Annotated in this window: 19 protein-coding genes; 12 read left to right on the forward strand and 7 right to left on the reverse strand. The window is 66.9% G+C overall.

From position 1 onward, the window contains the following. Positions 1-35: 35 nt before the first annotated feature. From RI032_RS19360 to RI032_RS19415, 12 genes are all read left to right on the forward strand, one after another. A complete protein-coding gene (locus RI032_RS19360) occupies positions 36-803 on the forward strand; it encodes a hypothetical protein (protein ID WP_322547571.1) in 768 nt (255 codons plus the stop codon). Between the two features lie 80 nt (positions 804-883). Then, positions 884-1,834 (forward strand): acyl-CoA desaturase, encoded by a 951-nt coding sequence (locus RI032_RS19365; protein WP_322547572.1) that lies wholly within the window; start codon positions 884-886, stop codon positions 1,832-1,834. A gap of 1 nt (position 1,835) precedes the next feature. Further along, a complete protein-coding gene (locus RI032_RS19370) occupies positions 1,836-3,113 on the forward strand; it encodes an NAD(P)/FAD-dependent oxidoreductase (RefSeq protein WP_322547573.1) in 1,278 nt (425 codons plus the stop codon). Beyond that, positions 3,110-3,877 (forward strand): DUF1365 domain-containing protein, encoded by a 768-nt coding sequence (locus RI032_RS19375; RefSeq protein WP_049409823.1) that lies wholly within the window; start codon positions 3,110-3,112, stop codon positions 3,875-3,877. Before RI032_RS19370 ends, RI032_RS19375 begins: the two co-directional genes overlap by 4 nt. Then, positions 3,874-5,133: an SAM-dependent methyltransferase gene (locus RI032_RS19380; RefSeq protein WP_049409825.1), complete on the forward strand. Its 1,260-nt coding sequence runs from the start codon at positions 3,874-3,876 to the stop codon at positions 5,131-5,133. The genes RI032_RS19375 and RI032_RS19380 overlap by 4 nt, the downstream gene beginning before the upstream one ends. A 1-nt stretch (position 5,134) precedes the next feature. Next, a complete protein-coding gene (locus RI032_RS19385; protein WP_322547574.1) occupies positions 5,135-5,683 on the forward strand; it encodes a DUF2878 domain-containing protein in 549 nt (182 codons plus the stop codon). After that, positions 5,680-6,465: a DUF1295 domain-containing protein gene (locus tag RI032_RS19390; RefSeq protein WP_010485798.1), complete on the forward strand. Its 786-nt coding sequence runs from the start codon at positions 5,680-5,682 to the stop codon at positions 6,463-6,465. The genes RI032_RS19385 and RI032_RS19390 overlap by 4 nt, the downstream gene beginning before the upstream one ends. Beyond that, positions 6,462-7,535: an SAM-dependent methyltransferase gene (locus RI032_RS19395; protein ID WP_019337465.1), complete on the forward strand. Its 1,074-nt coding sequence runs from the start codon at positions 6,462-6,464 to the stop codon at positions 7,533-7,535. The genes RI032_RS19390 and RI032_RS19395 overlap by 4 nt, the downstream gene beginning before the upstream one ends. 8 nt (positions 7,536-7,543) lie before the next feature. Then, complete coding sequence (locus RI032_RS19400; RefSeq protein ID WP_019337464.1) at positions 7,544-8,077, forward strand: lipocalin family protein; 534 nt, start codon at positions 7,544-7,546, stop codon at positions 8,075-8,077. A 136-nt stretch (positions 8,078-8,213) separates the two neighbouring features. After that, positions 8,214-8,732, forward strand: a complete 519-nt coding sequence (locus tag RI032_RS19405; protein ID WP_049409830.1) for a GNAT family N-acetyltransferase — start codon at positions 8,214-8,216, stop codon at positions 8,730-8,732. 53 nt (positions 8,733-8,785) lie between these two features. Then, positions 8,786-9,532 carry a LuxR C-terminal-related transcriptional regulator gene (locus RI032_RS19410; RefSeq protein ID WP_231298595.1) on the forward strand — a complete coding sequence of 249 codons (747 nt, stop codon included), beginning with the start codon at positions 8,786-8,788 and terminating at the stop codon, positions 9,530-9,532. Further along, a complete protein-coding gene (locus RI032_RS19415; protein ID WP_322547575.1) occupies positions 9,529-11,853 on the forward strand; it encodes an ATP-binding protein in 2,325 nt (774 codons plus the stop codon). Before RI032_RS19410 ends, RI032_RS19415 begins: the two co-directional genes overlap by 4 nt. Here RI032_RS19415 and RI032_RS19420 read toward each other — a convergent pair whose 3' ends face one another. The 7 genes from RI032_RS19420 to RI032_RS19450 all read right to left on the reverse strand — a co-directional run bounded on the left by RI032_RS19420 (position 11,854) and on the right by RI032_RS19450 (position 19,377). Continuing rightward, positions 11,854-12,609, reverse strand: coding sequence for a SapC family protein (locus RI032_RS19420; protein ID WP_010485810.1), 756 nt, complete (start codon positions 12,607-12,609; stop codon positions 11,854-11,856). 110 nt (positions 12,610-12,719) lie between these two features. Further along, positions 12,720-12,992, reverse strand: a complete 273-nt coding sequence (locus RI032_RS19425) for a hypothetical protein (RefSeq protein WP_005409616.1) — start codon at positions 12,990-12,992, stop codon at positions 12,720-12,722. A gap of 274 nt (positions 12,993-13,266) precedes the next feature. Beyond that, positions 13,267-15,303 carry an elongation factor G gene (fusA, locus tag RI032_RS19430; RefSeq protein WP_010485812.1) on the reverse strand — a complete coding sequence of 679 codons (2,037 nt, stop codon included), beginning with the start codon at positions 15,301-15,303 and terminating at the stop codon, positions 13,267-13,269. Positions 15,304-15,719: 416 nt separating this feature from the next. After that, on the reverse strand, positions 15,720-16,469 hold the full coding sequence (locus RI032_RS19435) for a hypothetical protein (protein ID WP_322547576.1): 750 nt from the start codon (positions 16,467-16,469) through the stop codon (positions 15,720-15,722). Positions 16,470-16,532: 63 nt separating this feature from the next. Continuing rightward, positions 16,533-17,294: a heme ABC transporter ATP-binding protein gene (locus RI032_RS19440; RefSeq protein ID WP_322547577.1), complete on the reverse strand. Its 762-nt coding sequence runs from the start codon at positions 17,292-17,294 to the stop codon at positions 16,533-16,535. Next, the gene (locus tag RI032_RS19445) at positions 17,291-18,334 is read right to left on the reverse strand and encodes a FecCD family ABC transporter permease (RefSeq protein WP_019337457.1); all 1,044 of its coding nucleotides are present in this window, start codon (positions 18,332-18,334) and stop codon (positions 17,291-17,293) included. Before RI032_RS19445 ends, RI032_RS19440 begins: the two co-directional genes overlap by 4 nt. After that, a complete protein-coding gene (locus RI032_RS19450; RefSeq protein ID WP_322547578.1) occupies positions 18,331-19,377 on the reverse strand; it encodes a heme/hemin ABC transporter substrate-binding protein in 1,047 nt (348 codons plus the stop codon). Before RI032_RS19450 ends, RI032_RS19445 begins: the two co-directional genes overlap by 4 nt.

Consider the following 19,377-nt stretch of genomic DNA (forward strand, 5'->3'; position numbering starts at 1 on the left):
GTACGCCCTGAGCCCTCCCTTCCGGATCACGACCAATGCGCACTGCCTGGCTGCTGCTGTGCCTGCCTCACGCCGCGCTGGCGGCACCCTGGCTGCGAAGCGAGGGCGTGGCCACCTCCGCGCAGGGCGGCGTCCTCTACCGTGAAGTGCACTGGCGGCGCGAGGCAACGGAGGGCGCCGAGCGCTGGGTGCTGTACCAGTGCCCGGGTGGTCAACCCTTCGCCCGCAAGCATCTGCCCGCCAGCGCCCGGCCGCAGGCACGGGGCTATTCGCTGGAGGACCGCCGCAGCGGCCAGACCGCCGAGGTAGACGCCACTGGCGACTCAGTGTCGATTGCATGGAAGGAGGATGCCGCCAGTGAGCTGCGTCGGCGCCAGCTTGAACTGCCGCCGGATGCGGTGATCGATGCGGGGTTTGATGCCGCGGTCCGCCTGCACTGGCCGGCGCTGCTGCGCGGCGAACGCGTCAGCCTGCCGTTCCTGGTGCCAGGGCGGCAGCGCTACTTCCCGGTGCAGGTGCGGCGGTTGGGCTCCATTCGCTGGCAAGGCATCGACGCCCAGGCGATCGAGGTCAGTCTGGACACCTGGTACGGCGGCATCGTGCCGCGCCTGTCGCTGGTCTATGCCAGCGCCGACCGCCGCCTGCTGGAATTCCGCGGCACCAGCAACCTGCGCGATGCCCGCGGCAGCTACCCGCAGGTGACGGTGCGCTTCAGCTCGCCAGCTGCCAAGCGACCGGCAGGTGACTGGCAACAGGCGTGGGCGCAGCCCCTGGTCGAGCGTTGCACCGTGACGCCCAGGTGAAGCGAAATTTAGTTCGAAGTGGCGCATCCATTGCGCGCCCTGCTGCGTAAAGCAGGACACGACACCCGCCGAGATCCGCCATGGCCTCTGTAGCGCCCCTCCCCCGTCGACGCTGGCGCCTGCTGCGTACGTTGCAGCGGTGGGTCGATACCAGCAATGCCACAGAGAGCACCGGCGAACAGCCAGGACGCATCGACTGGATGCGCGCGGTACCCTTTGCACTGATGCACCTGGCCTGCATCGCGGTGATCTGGGTGGGCGTGTCATGGACGGCGGTCGTCATGGCCACGGCGCTTTACGCAGTGCGCATGTTCGCCATCACGGCGTTCTATCACCGCTACTTCTCGCACCGCACCTTCCAGGCATCGCGTCCGGTGCAGTTCGTGTTCGCAGTCATCGGCGCCTCCAGCGTGCAGCGCGGGCCGCTGTGGTGGGCTGCCCATCATCGCCACCACCATCGGCATGCCGACCAGCGGCTGGACCCGCATTCACCGCGCGAAGGCGGCTTCTGGCGCAGCCACATGGGCTGGTTCCTCACCCGCGAGGCCTTCGCCACCGATCTGTCGCGGGTACCTGACCTGGCGCGCTTCCCCGAGCTGCGCTGGCTCGACCGCTTCGATACGGCAGTGCCGGTACTGCTGGCCGCAGCGCTGTACGCGCTGGGAGCTGGACTGGAACGCTGGGCGCCCGACCTGCAGACCAATGGCCCGCAGCTGCTGGTGTGGGGCTTCTTCATTTCCACCATCGTGCTGTTCCATGCCACCGTCACCATCAATTCGCTGGCGCACCGCTTTGGCCGCCGCCGCTTCGAGACCTGCGACGACAGCCGCAACAACCTGTGGCTGGCGCTGCTCACCTTCGGTGAGGGCTGGCACAACAACCATCATTTCTTTCCCGGCACTGTGCGCCAGGGCTTCCGCTGGTGGGAAGTGGACCTGACCTGGTACGGGCTGCGCGCGATGGCGGCGCTGGGCCTGGTCAAAGGGCTCAAGCCCATCCCCGAGTGGGTTCTGGCCAAGGCGAGGTACTGAGATGCGCATCGCGGTCATCGGCTCGGGTATCGCGGGGCTGGCCAGTGCCTGGTGGCTGGATGGCCAGCACGACGTCACGCTGTTCGAGGCCAACGATTACCTCGGCGGGCACACCCATACCCACGACGTGCAGGTGGCGGGCAGAGGCATGGCGGTGGATACCGGTTTCATCGTCTTCAACCCCCAGCACTATCCCTTGCTGACGGCGCTGTTCGACGAGTTGGGCGTGGCCTCGCAACCGACCACGATGAGTTTCTCCATGCACAGTGAGCGCAGCGGTGTGGAGTACAACGCCACCTCGCTGGATGGGCTGTTCTGCCAGCGCCGCAATCTGGTATCGCCGCGCTTCTGGGGCATGCTGGCCGACCTGCGCCGGTTCTATCGCGACGCGCCGTTGCTGCTGGCCGAAGAAGACGGTCCCACGCTCGGCGAGTACCTGCGCAGCCAGCGCTATGGCGAGGCGTTCATCGACGAGCACCTGCTGCCGATGGCCTCGGCGCTGTGGTCCTCGCCGACGGCTACCGTGCAGGCGTTCCCGGCGCGCTACCTGGCCCAGTTCATGGCCAATCACCAGATGCTGCAGATGACCGGGCGGCCAAGCTGGCGGGTGGTCAGCGGGGGATCGACGCGCTACGTGGGTGCGCTGCGTCGCCGCTGGCGTGTGCATGAGCGGCTGCAATGCCCGGTCAGCAGGGTCGAACGCATGCCCTGGGGTGCACGCGTGCACAGCAGCGCCGGCGTGGAGGCCTTCGACGAAGTGATCCTGGCCTGCCACAGCGACCAGGCACTGGCGTTGCTTGCCGACGCAGATGCCATCGAGCGTGAGGTCCTCGGCGCCATCCGCTATCAGTCCAACGAGGCGGTGCTGCATACCGATGCGTCATTGCTGCCACGCAACCGCAAAGCGTGGGCGGCCTGGAACGCGCACGTGCCACAGGATCGCGCGGCGCCCTGCACGGTCAGCTACTGCATGAACCTGCTGCAGGGCCTGCCGGGTGACGTCCCCCTGGTAGTGACCCTCAACCGCAGAGAGGCGATCGATCCGGCCAAGGTGCTGCGGACCCTGCATTACGCGCACCCGGTACACGACCACGCTGCAGTGCGCGCACAGCAGCGCTGGGCGGAACTGCAGGGCCGCCGCCACACATGGTTTGCGGGCGCCTATTGGGGCTGGGGCTTCCATGAGGATGGCATCCGCAGTGCCCGCCGCGTGGTCGATGCCCTGCAAGCCTGCGCTCCACATCGGCTGGCATCCGCCTCGGATGAGGTGGCGGCATGAGTGCCAGCGCACTCTACATCGGGCAGGTGATGCATCGCCGGCATCATCCGCATCCGCATGCGTTCCGTTACCCGGTTGCACAACTGCTGCTCGACCTGGATGAACTGGAGACCGTGTTTGTCGGGCGCTGGCTGTGGTCGGTCAATCGCCGCAATCTGGCCGAATTCCGCCGCAGCGACTACTTCGGCGACCCCGCCCGGCCACTGGCCGATGCGGTGCGCGACCACGCTGCAGGCACGCTCGGCTACCGGCCGACCGGCCCGGTGCGCCTGCTCACCCATCTCCGCTTCGCCGGGCATGTCTTCAACCCGGTCAGCTTCTACTACTGCTACCAGGCCGACGGCCGCACGCTGGACTGCATCGTCGCCGAGATCACCAACACGCCCTGGAAGGAACGACACACCTATGTGCTGCCGGTCGCTACCGCCACGCACGAAGGCAGTTCACTGCGTTGGCAGTTCGACAAGTGCTTCCATGTCTCGCCGTTCATGCCGATGGACTGCCGCTACGACTGGCGGTTCAACCGCCCGGACCAGGACCTGCGCGTGCACATGCAGGTCTGGCGCGACGGCGTGCGCCAGTTCGATGCCACCCAGGCCATGCAGCGACGTGCGCTGGATGGCCGCGGACTGGCCCGGGTTCTGGCCTGCTATCCCCTGATGACCACCCAGGTGGTGGCCGCCATCCACTGGCACGCACTGCGGCTATGGCTGAAGCGCAACCCCGTACACGACCACCCCACCCTTGCCGGGAAACCGCGATGAACTCGATGACACCTTCGGTGGCCCTGCCGCGCCCCGGTGCGCTGGACGCCTTCCTGCGCCGCCGCCTGCTGGCGCAGCTTGCCCCCCTGCGCGACGGCCGCCTATGCGTGCGCGATGCACTCGGCGAAGTCTGGCTGGGCGACGCCCGTGGCGAACTGCATGTCACTGTCACCATCAATGACCCCGCGTTCTATCGCAAGGTTGCTGCCCAAGGCAGTGTGGGAGCAGGTGAGAGCTATATCCAGGGCGAGTGGCACTGCGATGATCTGGTTGCCCTGATACAACTGCTGGTACGCAACCGCGAACTGCTGGACGGCATGGAGCAGGGCCCGGCCCGTGTGGCTGGCTGGCTGCTGCGCGGATGGAACCGGCTGCACCGCAACAGCCGTGAGGGCAGCCGGCGCAACATCGCCGCCCACTACGACCTGGGCAACGATTTCTTCGCCCTGTTCCTGTCGCCTGACCTGATGTATTCGTCGGCGCTGTTCACCGGCGAATCCGAATCGCTGGAGTCCGCCTCGCGCCGCAAGCTGGACCGCATCTGCCAGCAGCTCCAGCTCAAGCCGGGCGATCGCGTGGTGGAGATCGGCACCGGCTGGGGTGGTTTTGCGCTGCACGCCGCGCAGCACTACGGCTGCCACGTCACCACCACCACCATCTCCGCCGAGCAGCACGCGCTGGCTGCCCAGCGCGTGCAGGCAGCGGGCCTGCAGGACCATGTCACGCTGCTGATGCAGGACTACCGCGACCTGCAGGGCCAGTTCGACAAGCTGGTATCGATCGAGATGATCGAAGCCATCGGCGCGGAATACCTGGACACCTACATGGGCACGCTGCAGCGACTGCTGAAGCCTGATGGTGTTGCCCTGCTGCAGGCCATCACCATCGAGGATCATCGCTACGAGCAGGCCCGGCGCAGCGTCGACTACATCAAGCGCTATGTGTTCCCGGGCAGCTTCATCCCATCGATCAACGCGATCATGGCCGCCAAGACGCGTTCCAGCGACCTGCAGCTGATCGCCCAGCAGGACTTCGGCCATTCCTACGCGCTGACCCTGCGCGCCTGGCGCCAACGCTTCCTTGCGCAGCTGCCTGCCGTGCAGGCGCAGGGGTTCGATGCCCGCTTCTGCCGCCTGTGGGATTTCTACCTGGCCTACTGCGAAGGCGGCTTCCTGGAGCGTTCGATCGGCGTCTCGCATCTGTTGTTGGCGCGCCCGGGCCATCGGCCCGCGGGCGCACCTGGTGAAGGCAACTGAAATGCGCCGGTTCTGGCCCAATCTGCTTGGCAACCACCTGGTCTGGCTGTGCGCGGTAGCCGGCGCGGGCCGCGGCTGGCAGTGGCCTGCGTTGCTGGCCGCATCGCTCTACATCGGCAGCCAGCTGCTGGCGTCGGCGCATCCGCGACTGGACCTGCGGCTGCTGGTGCTTGCGCTGGCCTGCGCCTGGCTGGTCGATGCCACTGCGGCCGCCAGCGGCACCGTGCGCTACGCCGCTGCCCCGCCGGGGTGGGCGCCACCGCTCTGGATCATGGCCTTGTGGGCGGCATTTGCCATGACCCTGACCACCTCGATGCGCTTCCTTCAGCGACACCCTGCCCTGCCGCCTCTGTTCGGCCTGCTGCTGGCGCCACTGGCCTACCTGTCGGCCGCGCGTGGATTCGATGCGGTGCAGTTCAACAGCCCGATGTGGCATGGCGTCCTGGTGCTGGGCGCAGGCTGGGCCATTGCGCTTTCCCTCTTGTGCCGCGCCGCCCGTGGCGGCCCGCGTACCACGCCACAACCACCTCTGGTCGGAGCGTCATCATGATCAACCTGCTCTGGGTGCTGCTGTACGCGGTACTGGTGATGAGCTGGGGCTGGGCCTGGCAGCGCCGCCACCACAACATCGGCGTTGTGGACGTACTTTGGGCCAAGGGCGTGGGCGCCGCCGCGCTGCTACTGGCGTTGCTGGGCGAGGGTGCGGTCACGCCACGGGTGGCGCTGGCTGTGCTCGGTGGCCTGTGGGGCGGTCGCCTGGCCCTTCATCTCTGGCACCGGGTCCGGCACGAAGAAGAGGACGGGCGCTATCGCTACCTTCGTGAGCACTGGCAAGGACACCAGGGAAAGATCTTCGGGTTCTTCATGGCACAGGCACTGCTGGTGGTGCTGTTTGCCCTGCCCTTCGTCGCGGTCGCCGCCAATCAAACCGCAGGCACGGCACCCTGGGTGATGGCGGCTGCGCTCGTCTGGCTGCTGAGCGTGGGCGGAGAATCGCTGGCCGACCAGCAGCTGGCCCGGTTCCGCGCCAACCCGGCGAACAAGGGCCGCACCTGCCGTGATGGACTCTGGCGGTATTCCCGCCACCCCAACTACTTCTTCGAGTGGCTGCACTGGTTCACCTACGTGCTGCTGGCCGTCGGCTCCCCGCTGTGGTGGCTGGCCTGGCTCGGCCCCGTGCTGATGTATGTGTTCCTGCGCTATCTCAGCGGCATCCCGTTCACCGAGAAGCAGGCCCTGCGCAGCCGCGGCGACGACTACCAGGCCTATCAGCGCAGCACGCCGATGTTCTTTCCCTGGTTCCCCCGCCCTTCCAAGGAGCATTCCGCATGAACGCGATCCCCTCACTGAATCCTGCCGAAGACGCGGAAACCGGGCTGATCGCCTGGGCCGAACGCGGGCTGGTCCCCGATGCGGCGCTGCGTGCGGGCATCCGCCGCTTGTGCGCGCGACGCCTGCATGAGGAAAGCGAGGGTGGCATCGAAGGCCAGTCGGCGCGCTTCAGCCGGCGCATCGCCGAGCTGGCCGACAGCCCACTCGCATTACACACCGATGCAGCCAACCGACAGCACTATGAAGTGCCAGCAGCCTTTTTCCAGGCCTGCCTGGGCAAGCGACTGAAGTACAGCAGCTGCTACTACCCCACCGGGCGCGAAACGCTGGACCAGGCGGAGGACGCGATGCTGGAACTGTACGGCCAGCGCGCAGGCCTGGCCGATGGCCAGCAGATTCTCGAACTGGGATGCGGCTGGGGCTCACTGACCCTGTGGATGGCAGAACGCTACCCGCAGGCCAGCATCACCGCCGTTTCGAACTCGCACAGCCAACGCCAGCACATCATGGCGCAGTGTGAAGCCAGGGGGCTGCGCAACGTCGAGGTGATCACCCGCGATGTCAACCAGCTTGAGCTGCCCACGGCACGCTTCGACCGCTGCGTGTCGGTCGAGATGTTCGAACACGTGCGCAACTACGAGCGCCTGCTGGCGCGCATCGCGCAGTGGCTGAAGCCAGACGGTGCGTTGTTCGTACATATCTTTGCCCATCGCACGCTGATGTACCCGTTCGAAACCGAGGGTGGCGACAACTGGATGGGCCGCCATTTCTTCACCGGCGGACTGATGCCGGCCGCCGATACCCTTCTGCATTTCCAGCGCGACCTGCGACTGGATCAGCGCTGGTTGCTGGACGGCACCCACTACCAACGCACCGCCGAGCACTGGCTGGCCAATCAGGATGCGGCACGCGACCGGGTGATGCCGATACTGGCGGCGACCTATGGGCCGGCGGCTGCGCGCATCTGGTGGCAACGCTGGCGGATGTTCTGGATGGCGTGTGCCGAGCTGTTCGGCTACGACGACGGCCAGCAGTGGCTGGTGGCCCACTACCTGTTCCGGCCCCGCTGAGGTGTGACATGCGAAAGTTTCCACTGCTTCCCCTGATCGCGATCGGCCTGTTCGGTTCCGGCTGCAGCTCCAGCGACACGCGCCCACTGCCGCGTCCGTCATCGGTGGATGTGCCGCGTTTCATGGGTGACTGGTACGTGATCGCGCATATCCCATCGCGCCCTGAACGCGAGGCCTTCGACGCCGTGGAGAGCTATGCCCTGCGCTCCGATGGGCGCATCCAGACCACCTTCACCTATCGCAAGGGCAGTTTTGATGCGCCACAGAAGTCGATGCACCCCATCGGCCGTGTCGAGAAGGAAGGCAATGGCGCGATCTGGGGCATGCAGTTCATCTGGCCGATCCAGGCTGAGTACGTGATCGCCTGGCTCGACGAAGGCTACCGCCAGACCATCGTGGCGCGAAGCAAGCGTGATTACGTCTGGTATATGGCCCGCACCCCGCAGGTGTCGGACAGAGACTACCAGCAGGCAGTCGAGCGGATTGCGGCGATGGGTTACGACACCCGCACGCTGAGGCGGGTGCCGCAGTCGGTGCGATGACACCGCACCCCTCGTCCCCGGTGGATCGTCCTGGAGCAACAATCGATCATCAATCATTGCAACGTGGTGCTTTCACCATGCGCCCTTCAGATACGATGCTGGGCAAGCCAGCGGGGTCTGAACGGATACACGATCGATGGACAGCACTCCGGACAATACCATCACAGCCTCCTGGAACGGCTTCGTCGTCCGGCAGATCCTTCCGTGCGATCTCGACCTCATCTGTGCCCACCGTGAAGCGATGTTCCGTGAGAGCGGCCGGAGCGAAGAGGTCCTGCAGCAGATGGCCGCCCCGTTCCGTAGATGGCTGGAGCCGCGCCTGATGTCGGGCGACTACTTCGGCCATGTCCTTTCCGACAATGGACACCCCATCGCAGGCATCGGCCTGATGCTGATCGACTGGCCGCCCCACCCCGCCCATCCAGAGCAGGACTCGCGCGGCTACGTACTCAATGTCTACGTGGACCCCGGCTACCGGCGTCGCGGCATCGCCCGCCAGCTGATGAAGCTGGCCGACCACGCGTTCGCCGGGCGAGGGGTGGCCTACGCGGTGCTGCACGCTACCGCCCAAGGGAAGCCTCTTTATGCCGATCTCGGATGGGCTGCGACCAGCGAAATGGCCCGCGACCTGCGCAGCGGGGGCGACGTGCCCTGAAGGGCCTGACTGTGGCCTGACGATCCACTGCATCAATCGGCAACACTGGATTGATGGATCTTGCACATCGACCCTTAGGAATAATCGCAAAAATCCAACAAATTCGATGCTCGACGCGACAGCAGCGCCAGAATGATCGCCACGCCCTTCGGGCGCCGATCACCTCCCAGCGCATGAATGGATACCCTGCACCGCGCCGACTGCGGCTGGCACTCCTCGACGATCACGAAGTCGTCCGCCGCGGCACCGTCCTGCACCTGTCCCGCGACAGCCGCTTCGACATCGTCGCCAGCCACACCCGCAGCGATGAGCTCGTTGGCAGCCTGCGCCGGCTGGCAGTGGATGTCGCCATCATCGATCTCACCCTGGCGCCCGGCGACCGCAGCAGTGATGAACTGGTTTCTCTCCTGCGCGAGTGCTTTCCTCATGTCCCCCTGCTCGCCTTCGCCACGCTGACGCCAACCACCCGCATCGACCACCTGCTGACGGCCGGCATCAGCGGCGTGGTCAGCAAGTCCGAGCCCCTGGAGATGCTGTCTGAAGCCATCGTGCGCATATCGCAGGGACTGTGCCGCCTGCCCGCCGATTGCCTGTTCCCGGCCAACCGCGAGGAACTCAGTCGCAACGAACGCGAAGTGCTGGACCTGCTTCTGGCAGGCCTGACCGTCTCCGAAATCGCGCTGCACCGCCACCGCAGCGTCAAGACGGTCAGCACCCAGAAGGTCGCCGCCCTGCGCAAGCTCGGGTTGCGCAATGACGTGGAGATCTATGCACTGCGGCGGCAGCTGGGGGTGCGATGAAGCGCCGCGTTTGTCTCCGTCTGCGCACTTCATGCACCTTGCTGCTGGCCCTGATCCTGCTGCCCGCAGCCTCCGCCGAGGATGCGCAACTGCAGGAATGGTCCGCCGGCCGCGAAGTGCGGGTCGCCACCGCGCCATCACTGCGCCCGCTACCTGCAGCGCTGGAGGATTCACGCACGCCCCCTACCCTCGCCCATGGTTATGCCGACCTTGTCGCTCAGCATTCCGGCCTGCGCTTCCGCGATCTCACCTACACCAGCACGAGCGCGGCGGTCGCTGCCGTCTGCCGGCACAAGGCTGACCTGGTGCTGGTCATGGGCAATCCTTCGCATCGCCCGCTTCCTTGTCCCGACCTGATGGCATCGGGCGCTTTCCATGGCGGCAGGACGGTGATGGCCTCGCGTAAAGGCGAGCGCCCACCCCGTGACGTCACCGGGGTGAGGGCGCAGGTGCTGGCCGTCGTTGACGGTGGCCCCTATGCCGACTGGCTGGCGACCCACCATCCTCAGATTCACCTGCTGCACCTTCACGACCGCCATGCGGCGCTGGCCGCCGTGGAGAGCGGTACCGCCGATGCGGCCATCGGCCTGGAAGCAACGCTGCAGTCGATGATCCGGCAGCACTTCGCGGGCAACCTGCAACTGCACCCGTTCGACAGCGATTTTTCCACCGATCTGCACCTGTTTGTCCGCCGCGAGGACCAGCAGCTGCTGGCGCGCATCGATCAGGCGCTGCGCGCCATCACGCTCGAAGAGCACGCAGGCCTGCTGGAGTTGTGGGCACAGCAGATGCTGCCCGCATCCATCGAGAGCACACTTGACCAGATGCGCCTCCCGCTCCTGCGATGGCTGCTGTGTCTGGCCACGGCACTCATCGGCCTGCCCGTGCTCTGGCAGGCGCTACGTTGGCGAATCGGCCGCACGGAACGCCGCCTGGGGCGCGCGGCGGGGATGATCAGCCATGAGGTGCGCAATTCCGCGCAGACGATTCTGGCTTCGATCGACCTGCTGAGCCAGTCACACCTGCCCAAGGGGCAGCGCGAACTGCTCGCGGCAGCGCTTGCTGCCGGCCAGTCGCTGCGCAGGCTGCTCGATCGCTCACTGGCGTTCTCGCGCCTTGCCAGCGGCAGCTTCAGGCCGCATCCCGTGCCCTGTGACGTCGGTCAACTCTGTGCCCGTGCACTGGAAGCCATCCGGCCGGAGGCACTACGGAGAGGCCTGTCACTCCAGCTCGATCGCACGCCTGATCCAGCGCCGGTGGTCGCGCTGGATGCTGATGGACTGCGACAGATTGTCGACAACCTGCTGGGCAATGCATTGAAATTCACGGATGTCGGCGGTATCGAAATGCGCCTGCAACTATCGCCCGCCCTGTCTCCCCGGGAGCTGTTGCTGGATGTGATCGACAGCGGCATCGGCATCGCGCCCGCTCAACTGGCGCTTCTGTTCCGGCCATTCCAGCAGAGCGAGGATGGCCAGAGACGTGGCGGCACCGGGCTGGGCCTGACGATCGCGCTCGAACTGGCCGTTGCCATGGGCGGCAACCTGACCGCACACAGCGTGCATGGGCGCGGCAGCCGCTTCACCCTGCGATTGCCGGTCCGCGCCGTCCACGGCGATCCGCCACCCATCGAGCCGCTGCAGCAGACACCACTGGCCGGCATCGACCTGCTCCTGGTCGAAGATCATGCACTCAGCCGGCACATCGTCGCAGAGCAGCTGCGCCGGCTGGGTGCGGATGTACGCGCGGTTGCCGATGCCGACACCGCATTGGCCGAGCACGCGCTACGACCGCGCGCCACGGTCATGCTGGACATCGGGCTTCGCGACTCGGATGGCTACGCTCTGGCGCAGCAGCTGCGCGCGCAGGCAGAGTCCCCCCTGCGAGTGATTGCCCTGTCCGCCCGCATGGGGCGCCGCCATGCGGCGCGCTGCCGAAGAGCCGGATTCGACGCCATCCTGGTCAAGCCATTGCAGGTTGCGAGCTTGCTGCAGGCGCTGGGCCTTCCGCCCCCGGCGCACCGTACTGCGCCCGATGACGCCCCTGGCGTCGAGCCGGATTACGCTGCGGACATTGCCTATGAGCTGGCCAGGATCGAACAGGCCGTGCACGACGTCGATGCTGCGACACTACGCCACCATGCGCACCGCCTGCAGGGCACGCTGCAGATGTGCCGGGCAATGGATCAGGCCGGCATGGCGGCCGCTCTGTGGGAGATGGGGCATGAGGCCGCGCCCGACTGGGTCCAGGCGCGGCGGCTGCTGCAGGGATTGCAGCAGTGGCACGGCTCCCGCAGGGCGGAAGCCGCACCATCGGCCTGATCAGGCCGCCAGGCGCTCGACCTGGCGACGGGTCAGGTCGTTGAAGCGACCCAGCGACATCAGGTGCTGATGGATCAGCGCCAACCAGCCGCTGCGGTGCCACTCGACCACGGTCGCTTCCGGCAGCGCCACGAACTTCTCCACGTCCACCACCAGGAAGCCGTTGAGATTGAACTCGCGGCCATCCGGGGTACGCACGGTGGCATTGCGCTCGACCAGCAGGCCGTTGTCGATCAGGGCCTTGGAGAAGGCCTGGGTCTGTTCATGCTCGCGGGTGTACTGGCCGCAGAACTCCAGCGCCTGCTGCACCATGTCGGTGGCCTTGCCGTCCACGAACAGCGGCTGGCCTTCGTCACCGCCCTTGACCACGCGCGAGCTCTCTTCGTCGATGCCCAGCAGGAAGTCGTTGTCCGCACCGGTGTCGATGAAGATGAAGGGGTGGCGACGCAGATAGGCCGGAATATAGGCCTCGTCTTCCCACAGGCCGTCCTTGATGAACAGGTTCTGGTCGGAAACACCAACGGCGGCCATCGGCACGGCGGTCGGGCCAGCGAACAGGATCGGGAAGTGGTGCAGGGCCAGCGAGAACTCGCCCAGCACCAGCGGAATGGCGTTGTTGCCGGCGGCAAACTCGAGCTTGCCCGGCAGGATGCGCAGATCGGCATGCACATCGGCCTGCAGCGGCACCGGACGGGTGTAGAACAGGGGGGCGCTGCTCGGCGCCGCTTCGGTGGTGGTGTCGCTGGTGGTCGTCATCTTGGGAACCGTTCGATCATGCGCGCCTGCCATCCCGGGCGCGCCAGCGGGAACAACCTGAATCCCGCATTATCAACAAGCTCGATGACAACGGCCACCCCACCGACGGCCTATTTCAGTTGCAGGGGGTAGCGCTGCCAGAGCACGTGGACCAGGAAACCGGCCAGCTCGGTGTCGCGCGCGCTGACTGCGGCGCGGATCTTGTCCAGCAGCACCATGTCCGAGCAGGAGCGCACATCGGCGTGGTTGGCCTGCCCTGCCCGGCGCGCGCGGTAGCGCGCGGCCCGCTGCGCATCACTCATGGCGTACCCGAACTTGGGCGGACGACCGCGCTTTCGCGGCAGGGTCAGCTCCAGGGTTCCGGGGTCTTTGTCATCACGCATGAGAGGGGTGCGGGCGGCGGCGAGCAACGGGGGGTGCGCAATTTATCGTGAGGCATCACTTTAATCCAGCCTTTTCTGCAGTTTTGTTGCAACGCAATGCAAAAAATCGCATGCCGAGGGCTCCATCCACGCATGGCGTGGATCTACTGCGGAATCGCCGCGCCTTGTGTGGATACGGAAACCCGCCAACTCCCAGTAGATCCGCGCCATGCGTGGATGCGCGTTCCCGACCACAAAAAAAAGGGAGCCCGCGAACGGGCTCCCCTCACCTTCCTCATGCAGCGCGTACCGGCTCATAGCCGTGCAGGTGCGCCTCGCTGCTCGCCCGCCCCTGGCTGAGCGAACGCAGCGACGTGGTGTAACCCACCAGCTGCGCCAGCGGCGCAAAGCCACTGACCTCGGCGCGACCGTCCTGGTCGTCGATGCGGGCAATGCGACCATGGCGACGGTTGAGGTCGCCCACCACATCACCCACCGACGCTGATGGCGAATGCACCGTCACCGCCATCACCGGTTCCAGCAGCTGCGTGCCACCCTCGGCCAGCGCCGCCTTGATCGCCTCGGCACCCGCACGGTGGAACGCCATCTCCGACGAGTCCTTGGCATGGGTCTGGCCATCAACAAGACTGACCTCGATACCGACCACCGGATGACCCTGCGGCCCTTCCGACAGTGCGGCACGCACGCCCTTTTCCACCGCCGCGATGAAGCTGCGCGGCACCACGCCACCGACGATGCGATCGTTGAACACGATCTGGTCGTCCTCACGCGGCGCCACGTCCAGCACCACGTGCGCGAACTGGCCCTGGCCGCCGGTCTGCTTGACCAGCCGCCCGACGACGCCCGTCATCGCACGCATCGGCGTCTCCTGGTAGGCGACGCGCGGCGAGCCCACGCCCACGTCCACCTTCCATTCGCTGCGCAGGCGTTCGACCATCACCTCCAGGTGCAGCTCGCCCATGCCCCAGACCAGGGTTTCCGCCGTATCGCGATCGGTTTCGACGCGGAACGACGGATCTTCCTGGGCCAGGCTGGCCAGTCCCTGCGCCATCCGGATCAGGTCAGCCGCACGCGCCGGCTCCAGCCGCCAGGCCAGCACCGGCGCCTGTGCCTGGATGTTCTCCAGGCGCAGCGGCTGCGCACGGCCGCTCAGCGTCTCGCCACTGACCGCATCCTTCCAGCCAAGTACCGCGACGATGTCACCGGCCACGGCCTGTTCGATGTCGTGGGTCTGGTCGGCCTGCACGCGAACCAGGCGGCTGACGCGCCGCCCTTGCGGATGCTGCGAACTGGCCACGGCGTCGCCCACCTTCAAGGTGCCCGAGTACAGCCGCACGAAGCTCAGCGCGCCGTGCTGCTGGTGGGTGATCTTGAACAGCAGGCCCGCCAGCGGACCGTCCGGATCCGGCGGCAGCACCACCTCGCCACCTTCGCTCTCGGCGCTCACCGCAGGGCGATCCAGCGGCGACGGCAGGTAATCGACCACGGCGTCCAGCAGCGTTTCGATGCCCTTGTCCTTGAACGCAGCACCGGCCAGCACAGGCACGCCCGCACCTGCCAGCGTCGCCCGACGGATCGCCGCACGCAGCGTCCCGGCATCGATCACGCGGCCTTCCAGCCAGGCATCGGCCAGTTGCTCGTCGTGATCAGCCACGGCTTCGACCAGCGCATCGCGCTGTGCCTGCCACTGGGCGCGCACCGCGTCGTCCCACGGGGTCACCGTGGTTGCGGCGCCATCCTGCCACTGCAGCACGCGCTCATCGACCAGATCGACCCAGCCGTTGAAGCCGCTTTCGCTGCCCAACGGCACGCCCAGTGCCCACGGCCGCGCCCGCAGCTTGTCCTGCAGTTGCTCCAGCACGCGCTCGAACGAAGCGCCAACGCGGTCCATCTTGTTGACGAAAGCGATCAGCGGCACGCGATGGCGGCGCGCCTGGCGCCACACCGTCTCGGACTGCGGCTGCACGCCGTCCACGGCCGAGAACACGGCCACGGCACCGTCGAGCACGCGCAGTGAACGTTCGACTTCGATCGCGAAATCGATGTGACCGGGGGTGTCGATCAGGGTCAGCCGATGCGGCGGCAGGTCACGCGGTGCCCATTGCGCCTGCACGGCGGCAGCGCCGATGGTGATGCCACGCTCGCGCTCGATCGCCGAAAAGTCGGTGGTCGCATTGCCGTCGTGCACTTCGCCGACGCGGTGGATCTCGCCGCTTTTCCACAGCAGGCGTTCGGTCAGCGTGGTTTTGCCGGCATCGATGTGGGCAATGATGCCGAGGTTGCGACGGCGGGAAAGGACTTGGGTGTTCATGAGAAAGGTTCCTGCAAAGCCAACTTCGGGGGCCGCGCACCCCGGTTGGCGACAGGGTGCGCGGCTAGCGTTCGGTCTCGGCGATCTGGTGCATGGCACGTTCTCCTTGCGGTACATCGGGTTACGGGAAATGGAACTGCGGAAACGAAAAGAGCGCCCCGAAGGGCGCTCTGTCGAAGGTCCAGCGATGGCCGTCTCAACGGCCTCGTGGGGCTCCAGGCAGACACGCCCGTTCCGCGCTTGCGCGGGTCAGGGCGAAAAACTTCAGGAGCGGCATCCGGTTCATGGGGCGCATTCTAGACCTGCCAATCTGGCGCGCAAGTGAATATTGAGCACATAAATGGAACGATGAGGCCGGCAACGATAGGGGTCAGATCCCTTTGCCCCTGGCAAAGGGATCTGACCCCTGGCGGCCCTTACTTGCAGCCGTGCAGCTTGCGCGCCTCGGCCACCGTCGCAGCCCGGTCATCGCCCATCGAGATCCAGCCCTGCAGCGACATCGCCGGATCCACATGCGGCTGGCGCGCGCCACCGCGCACCACCACTTCGGTCCAGCTGCCCACCGGCGCCAGTTCGGACAAGCGTGCCGCCTGGTCGTCCTCGGTGCTGAACATATCGTCCGGGCCCGCCGGAGGCGTGGTATTCACGGTTTCTGTCTTGCGGGTCCGGACCCGAAGTGCACCGTCCGGCAACCGCTGGGTGATCACCTCGTATCGCTCAACACCATAGGCCCAGCTGTTTTCGCCAACGCTGCGGGTCTCGCTACCGTCATCGGCCACGGCTACCAGTTCGCCTGCCGGCCCGACAACGCCCGCGACAGCCCCCAGGCCGGACATCAGCGCCTGATAGACGATCATCTGCCGCTGCTCGGCGGTCAACGCTCCGGCCTTGAGCTTGGCGGCAGGAATCTTCAGGTAAGCCGTCTCCCTGCACAGTACCAGCACCTGCTGGTCGTCCCAGCTCACGGACATTTCCTCGTTGGCGAAGTACTGCGTCTTCATCGACGTCACAGCGGCACCGGCGCCACTGGAATGCCGGGTCTCGATCAGCGAGGCGTGCTCGGCCGCGTCGGTCAGCGAAACCTGGTAGGTCGACGCTGCATGGGCTGCGCAAACGGAAGCAATCATCGTGGCAAGCAGCACGCTGCGCGTGACGGTACGGAACATGGCATCAGTCCATTGAAGAAAACGAAGCAACCATGATACCCGGATCAACCTGACGGCCTTCGCTCAGGTCACCACCACCAGCGGCACCCCACGTCGTGGATGCTCCAGCACCACCACATCCTGCTGGTACACGCGCTGAAGATTGCCTTCGGTCAGCACCTGCATCGGCGTGCCGTCCGCCGCCACCCTGCCCTGCTCCAACAGCACGATGCGGTCGGCGTAGCCTGCGGCCAGATTAAGGTCGTGCAGCACCACGATCACGCACGCACCGGCCTCGGCACAGGCGTGGACACTGCGCAGCGTGCGCTCCTGATGGCGCAGATCCAGCGCGGCCGTCGGCTCATCCAGCAACAACAGCGGCGTGTCCTGCGCCAGCACGCGCGCGAACGTGGTGCGAGCTGATTCACCACCGGACAGCTGCTGCACCTCGCGCAGGCGCAGCGCCTGCAGTTCCGCGGCATCGATGGCCGCTTCCACCTGGGCGTCATCCACCACTGGATCCGGCGGATGCGGCAAACGCCCCATCGCCACCACTTCTTCCACGCTGAAGGCAAAGCGCACGCCGTGCTCCTGTGGCATCACCGCGCGCTCGCGCGCCAGTGGTCCGGCCTTGTAGCTGGCCAGCGGCTTGCCCAGCAGGCTCACCTCGCCCACATCAGCGCGCAGGTCACCGGCAGCCACCGCCAACAGCGTGGATTTGCCCGCGCCATTCGGGCCAACCAGGGCGGTCACCGTTCCCGGCTCGAACGCCAGCGAGATGCCATGCAGGATCTCGCGCTGCTGGCGGCGCACCACCACCTCGTGCAGTTTCAGCAGCACACTCATGGGGCCGCCTTGCGGCGCTGCTGCAGCACCAGCCAGAGGAAGAACGGTGCGCCCAGCGCGGCCGAGAACAAGCCCAGCGGAATCTCCGCGGGCGGATCGAGCGTGCGTGCGGCGGTGTCGGCCACCACGATCAGCAGCGCACCGAGCAGGCCGGACAACGGCAGCAGCCAGCGATGCCCGGGGCCGACCAGCAGGCGCGCCACGTGCGGCACCACCAGGCCAACGAAGCTGATCGAGCCGGCAAAGGCCACCGCCGCGCCCACCAGCAGCGCACTGAACGCCACCAGGCGACGCCGCGTGCGGGTGACATCCAGCCCGAGGTGCTGTGCCTGGCGCTCCCCCAGCGCCAGCATGTCCAGCGGCGTGGCCAGTCGCTGCAATGCGAACACGCCAATCGCAAACAACGGCACCACCGCAGCCACGTCGGCCCAGTTGGCGCGCGCGAGCGAGCCCATCTGCCAGAACACCAGCGACTGCAGTTCGCTTTCGCTGGCGATGTAAGTGAGAAAACCAATCAGCGCCGAGCAGAACGCGGCCATCGCGATACCGACCAGCAGCAGCGTGGCGTTACCCGTGCCCTTGCCAGGCCGGGCCAACGCATACGTCAGGCCGATCGCCAGCGCACCGCCGACGAACGCGGCCACAGGCACCAGCCAGCCCGCCGCACCGGCGGCGCCCAGCACGATGGCGGCCACCGCACCCAGTGCAGCACCCTGGCTGACACCGACGATGCCGGGGTCGGCCAGCGGGTTACCGAACAGGCCCTGCAGGCTGGCACCGGCCATCGCCAGAGACGCGCCCACCATCGCACCCAGCAGGGCACGCGGAATGCGCAGTTGCCAGACCACGGCCAGATCGCGGCTGCTGACTGCCTGCGGATCCAGCAGGCCCAGCTTCACCGCCAGCGCCTGCATCACCTCCAGCGGCGGCAGCCGCAGCGGGCCCACGGCGAACGACGCCAGCACTGCCCCCAGCAGTGCCAGCAACGCCACCAGCAACATCGTCCGCCCGCGACGGCGGCGCCGATCCGCCGGACTCATGCCTTCGGCAACGCCGCCAGGGCCTTGGCCAGCGCCAGCGCGCCAGCACCGGAACCGACACTGGTGTACTTCAGCTGCACATCCGGCATCACCCAGACCCGATTGGCCTGCCCGGCCGGGGTCTGCCTCAGCGTCGGGTACGCCTTCCACAGGCCTTCGGCACCACCGAACAACTGCAGGTCATGCTCGGTCACCAGGATCACCTCCGGTGCCGCGGCAACCACGCCTTCATTGCTCAGCTGCGAGTAGTTCTTCACCCCGGCCTCGGTGCCGATGTTGACGCCGCCAGCCAGTGCGATCAGCTGCGCCGATGCGCTGTCGGCACCGGCAACAGTTGGCGAGCCACCGGCACCGGTGGCCGACACGTGGATCACTCGTGGCGCATGGCCCAGGCCCTTGCCAATCGCTGCAGCCTCGTCGAGCTGGCGCTGCACCTGCGTGGCAAGCGCCTGCCCTGCCTCGGCCAGCCCTAGTGCGGCGGCGACCTTGCGCACCTTATCCGGGGCCGGCTGCAGGTCATCGATGACCACGGCCGGCTCGCCCACTTCGCGCAGCTTCCTGGCCAGCTCGGTGTGGCGGCGCAGGCTGTTGCCGAGGAACAGCGAGCCCTGCAGGCTCAGCACGCCCTCCACGCCAGTGGTTCGGTTGAACAGGAACTGGTGCGGTGCGGCCAGGCCGGCCTGGGTGGTGGTGTTGGTCGGCGCGGCAAATACCTGCTTGCCCAGACCCAGCGCCTCGATCACCGCGATGACATCGTCACCACCGGCAATGATCCGGCCGGTGTCGGCCACTTCGATATCGGCGCCATCATCGGAATGCACCTTGGCCGGCAGCACGGCCTTCTGGCCGTGCACGGCCGGCATCTCGGCGCCGGCCACGCGCTGCCAGCCTGCCGGCAACGCGGCTTCCGCAGCGGCCGTTGCAGTGGGCGGCTCGGCGGCCTTCTGGCCATCAGGCGGCGTCGACGCACCGCCACAGGCGGCCAGCGCCAGCGAAACAGCCAACGGAAGCGCACACAGGCGCAGACGGGACGCGATGTTCAT

It is taken from the genome of Stenotrophomonas geniculata (assembly GCF_034508895.1).
In the GTDB taxonomy this organism is placed as follows: domain Bacteria; phylum Pseudomonadota; class Gammaproteobacteria; order Xanthomonadales; family Xanthomonadaceae; genus Stenotrophomonas; species Stenotrophomonas geniculata.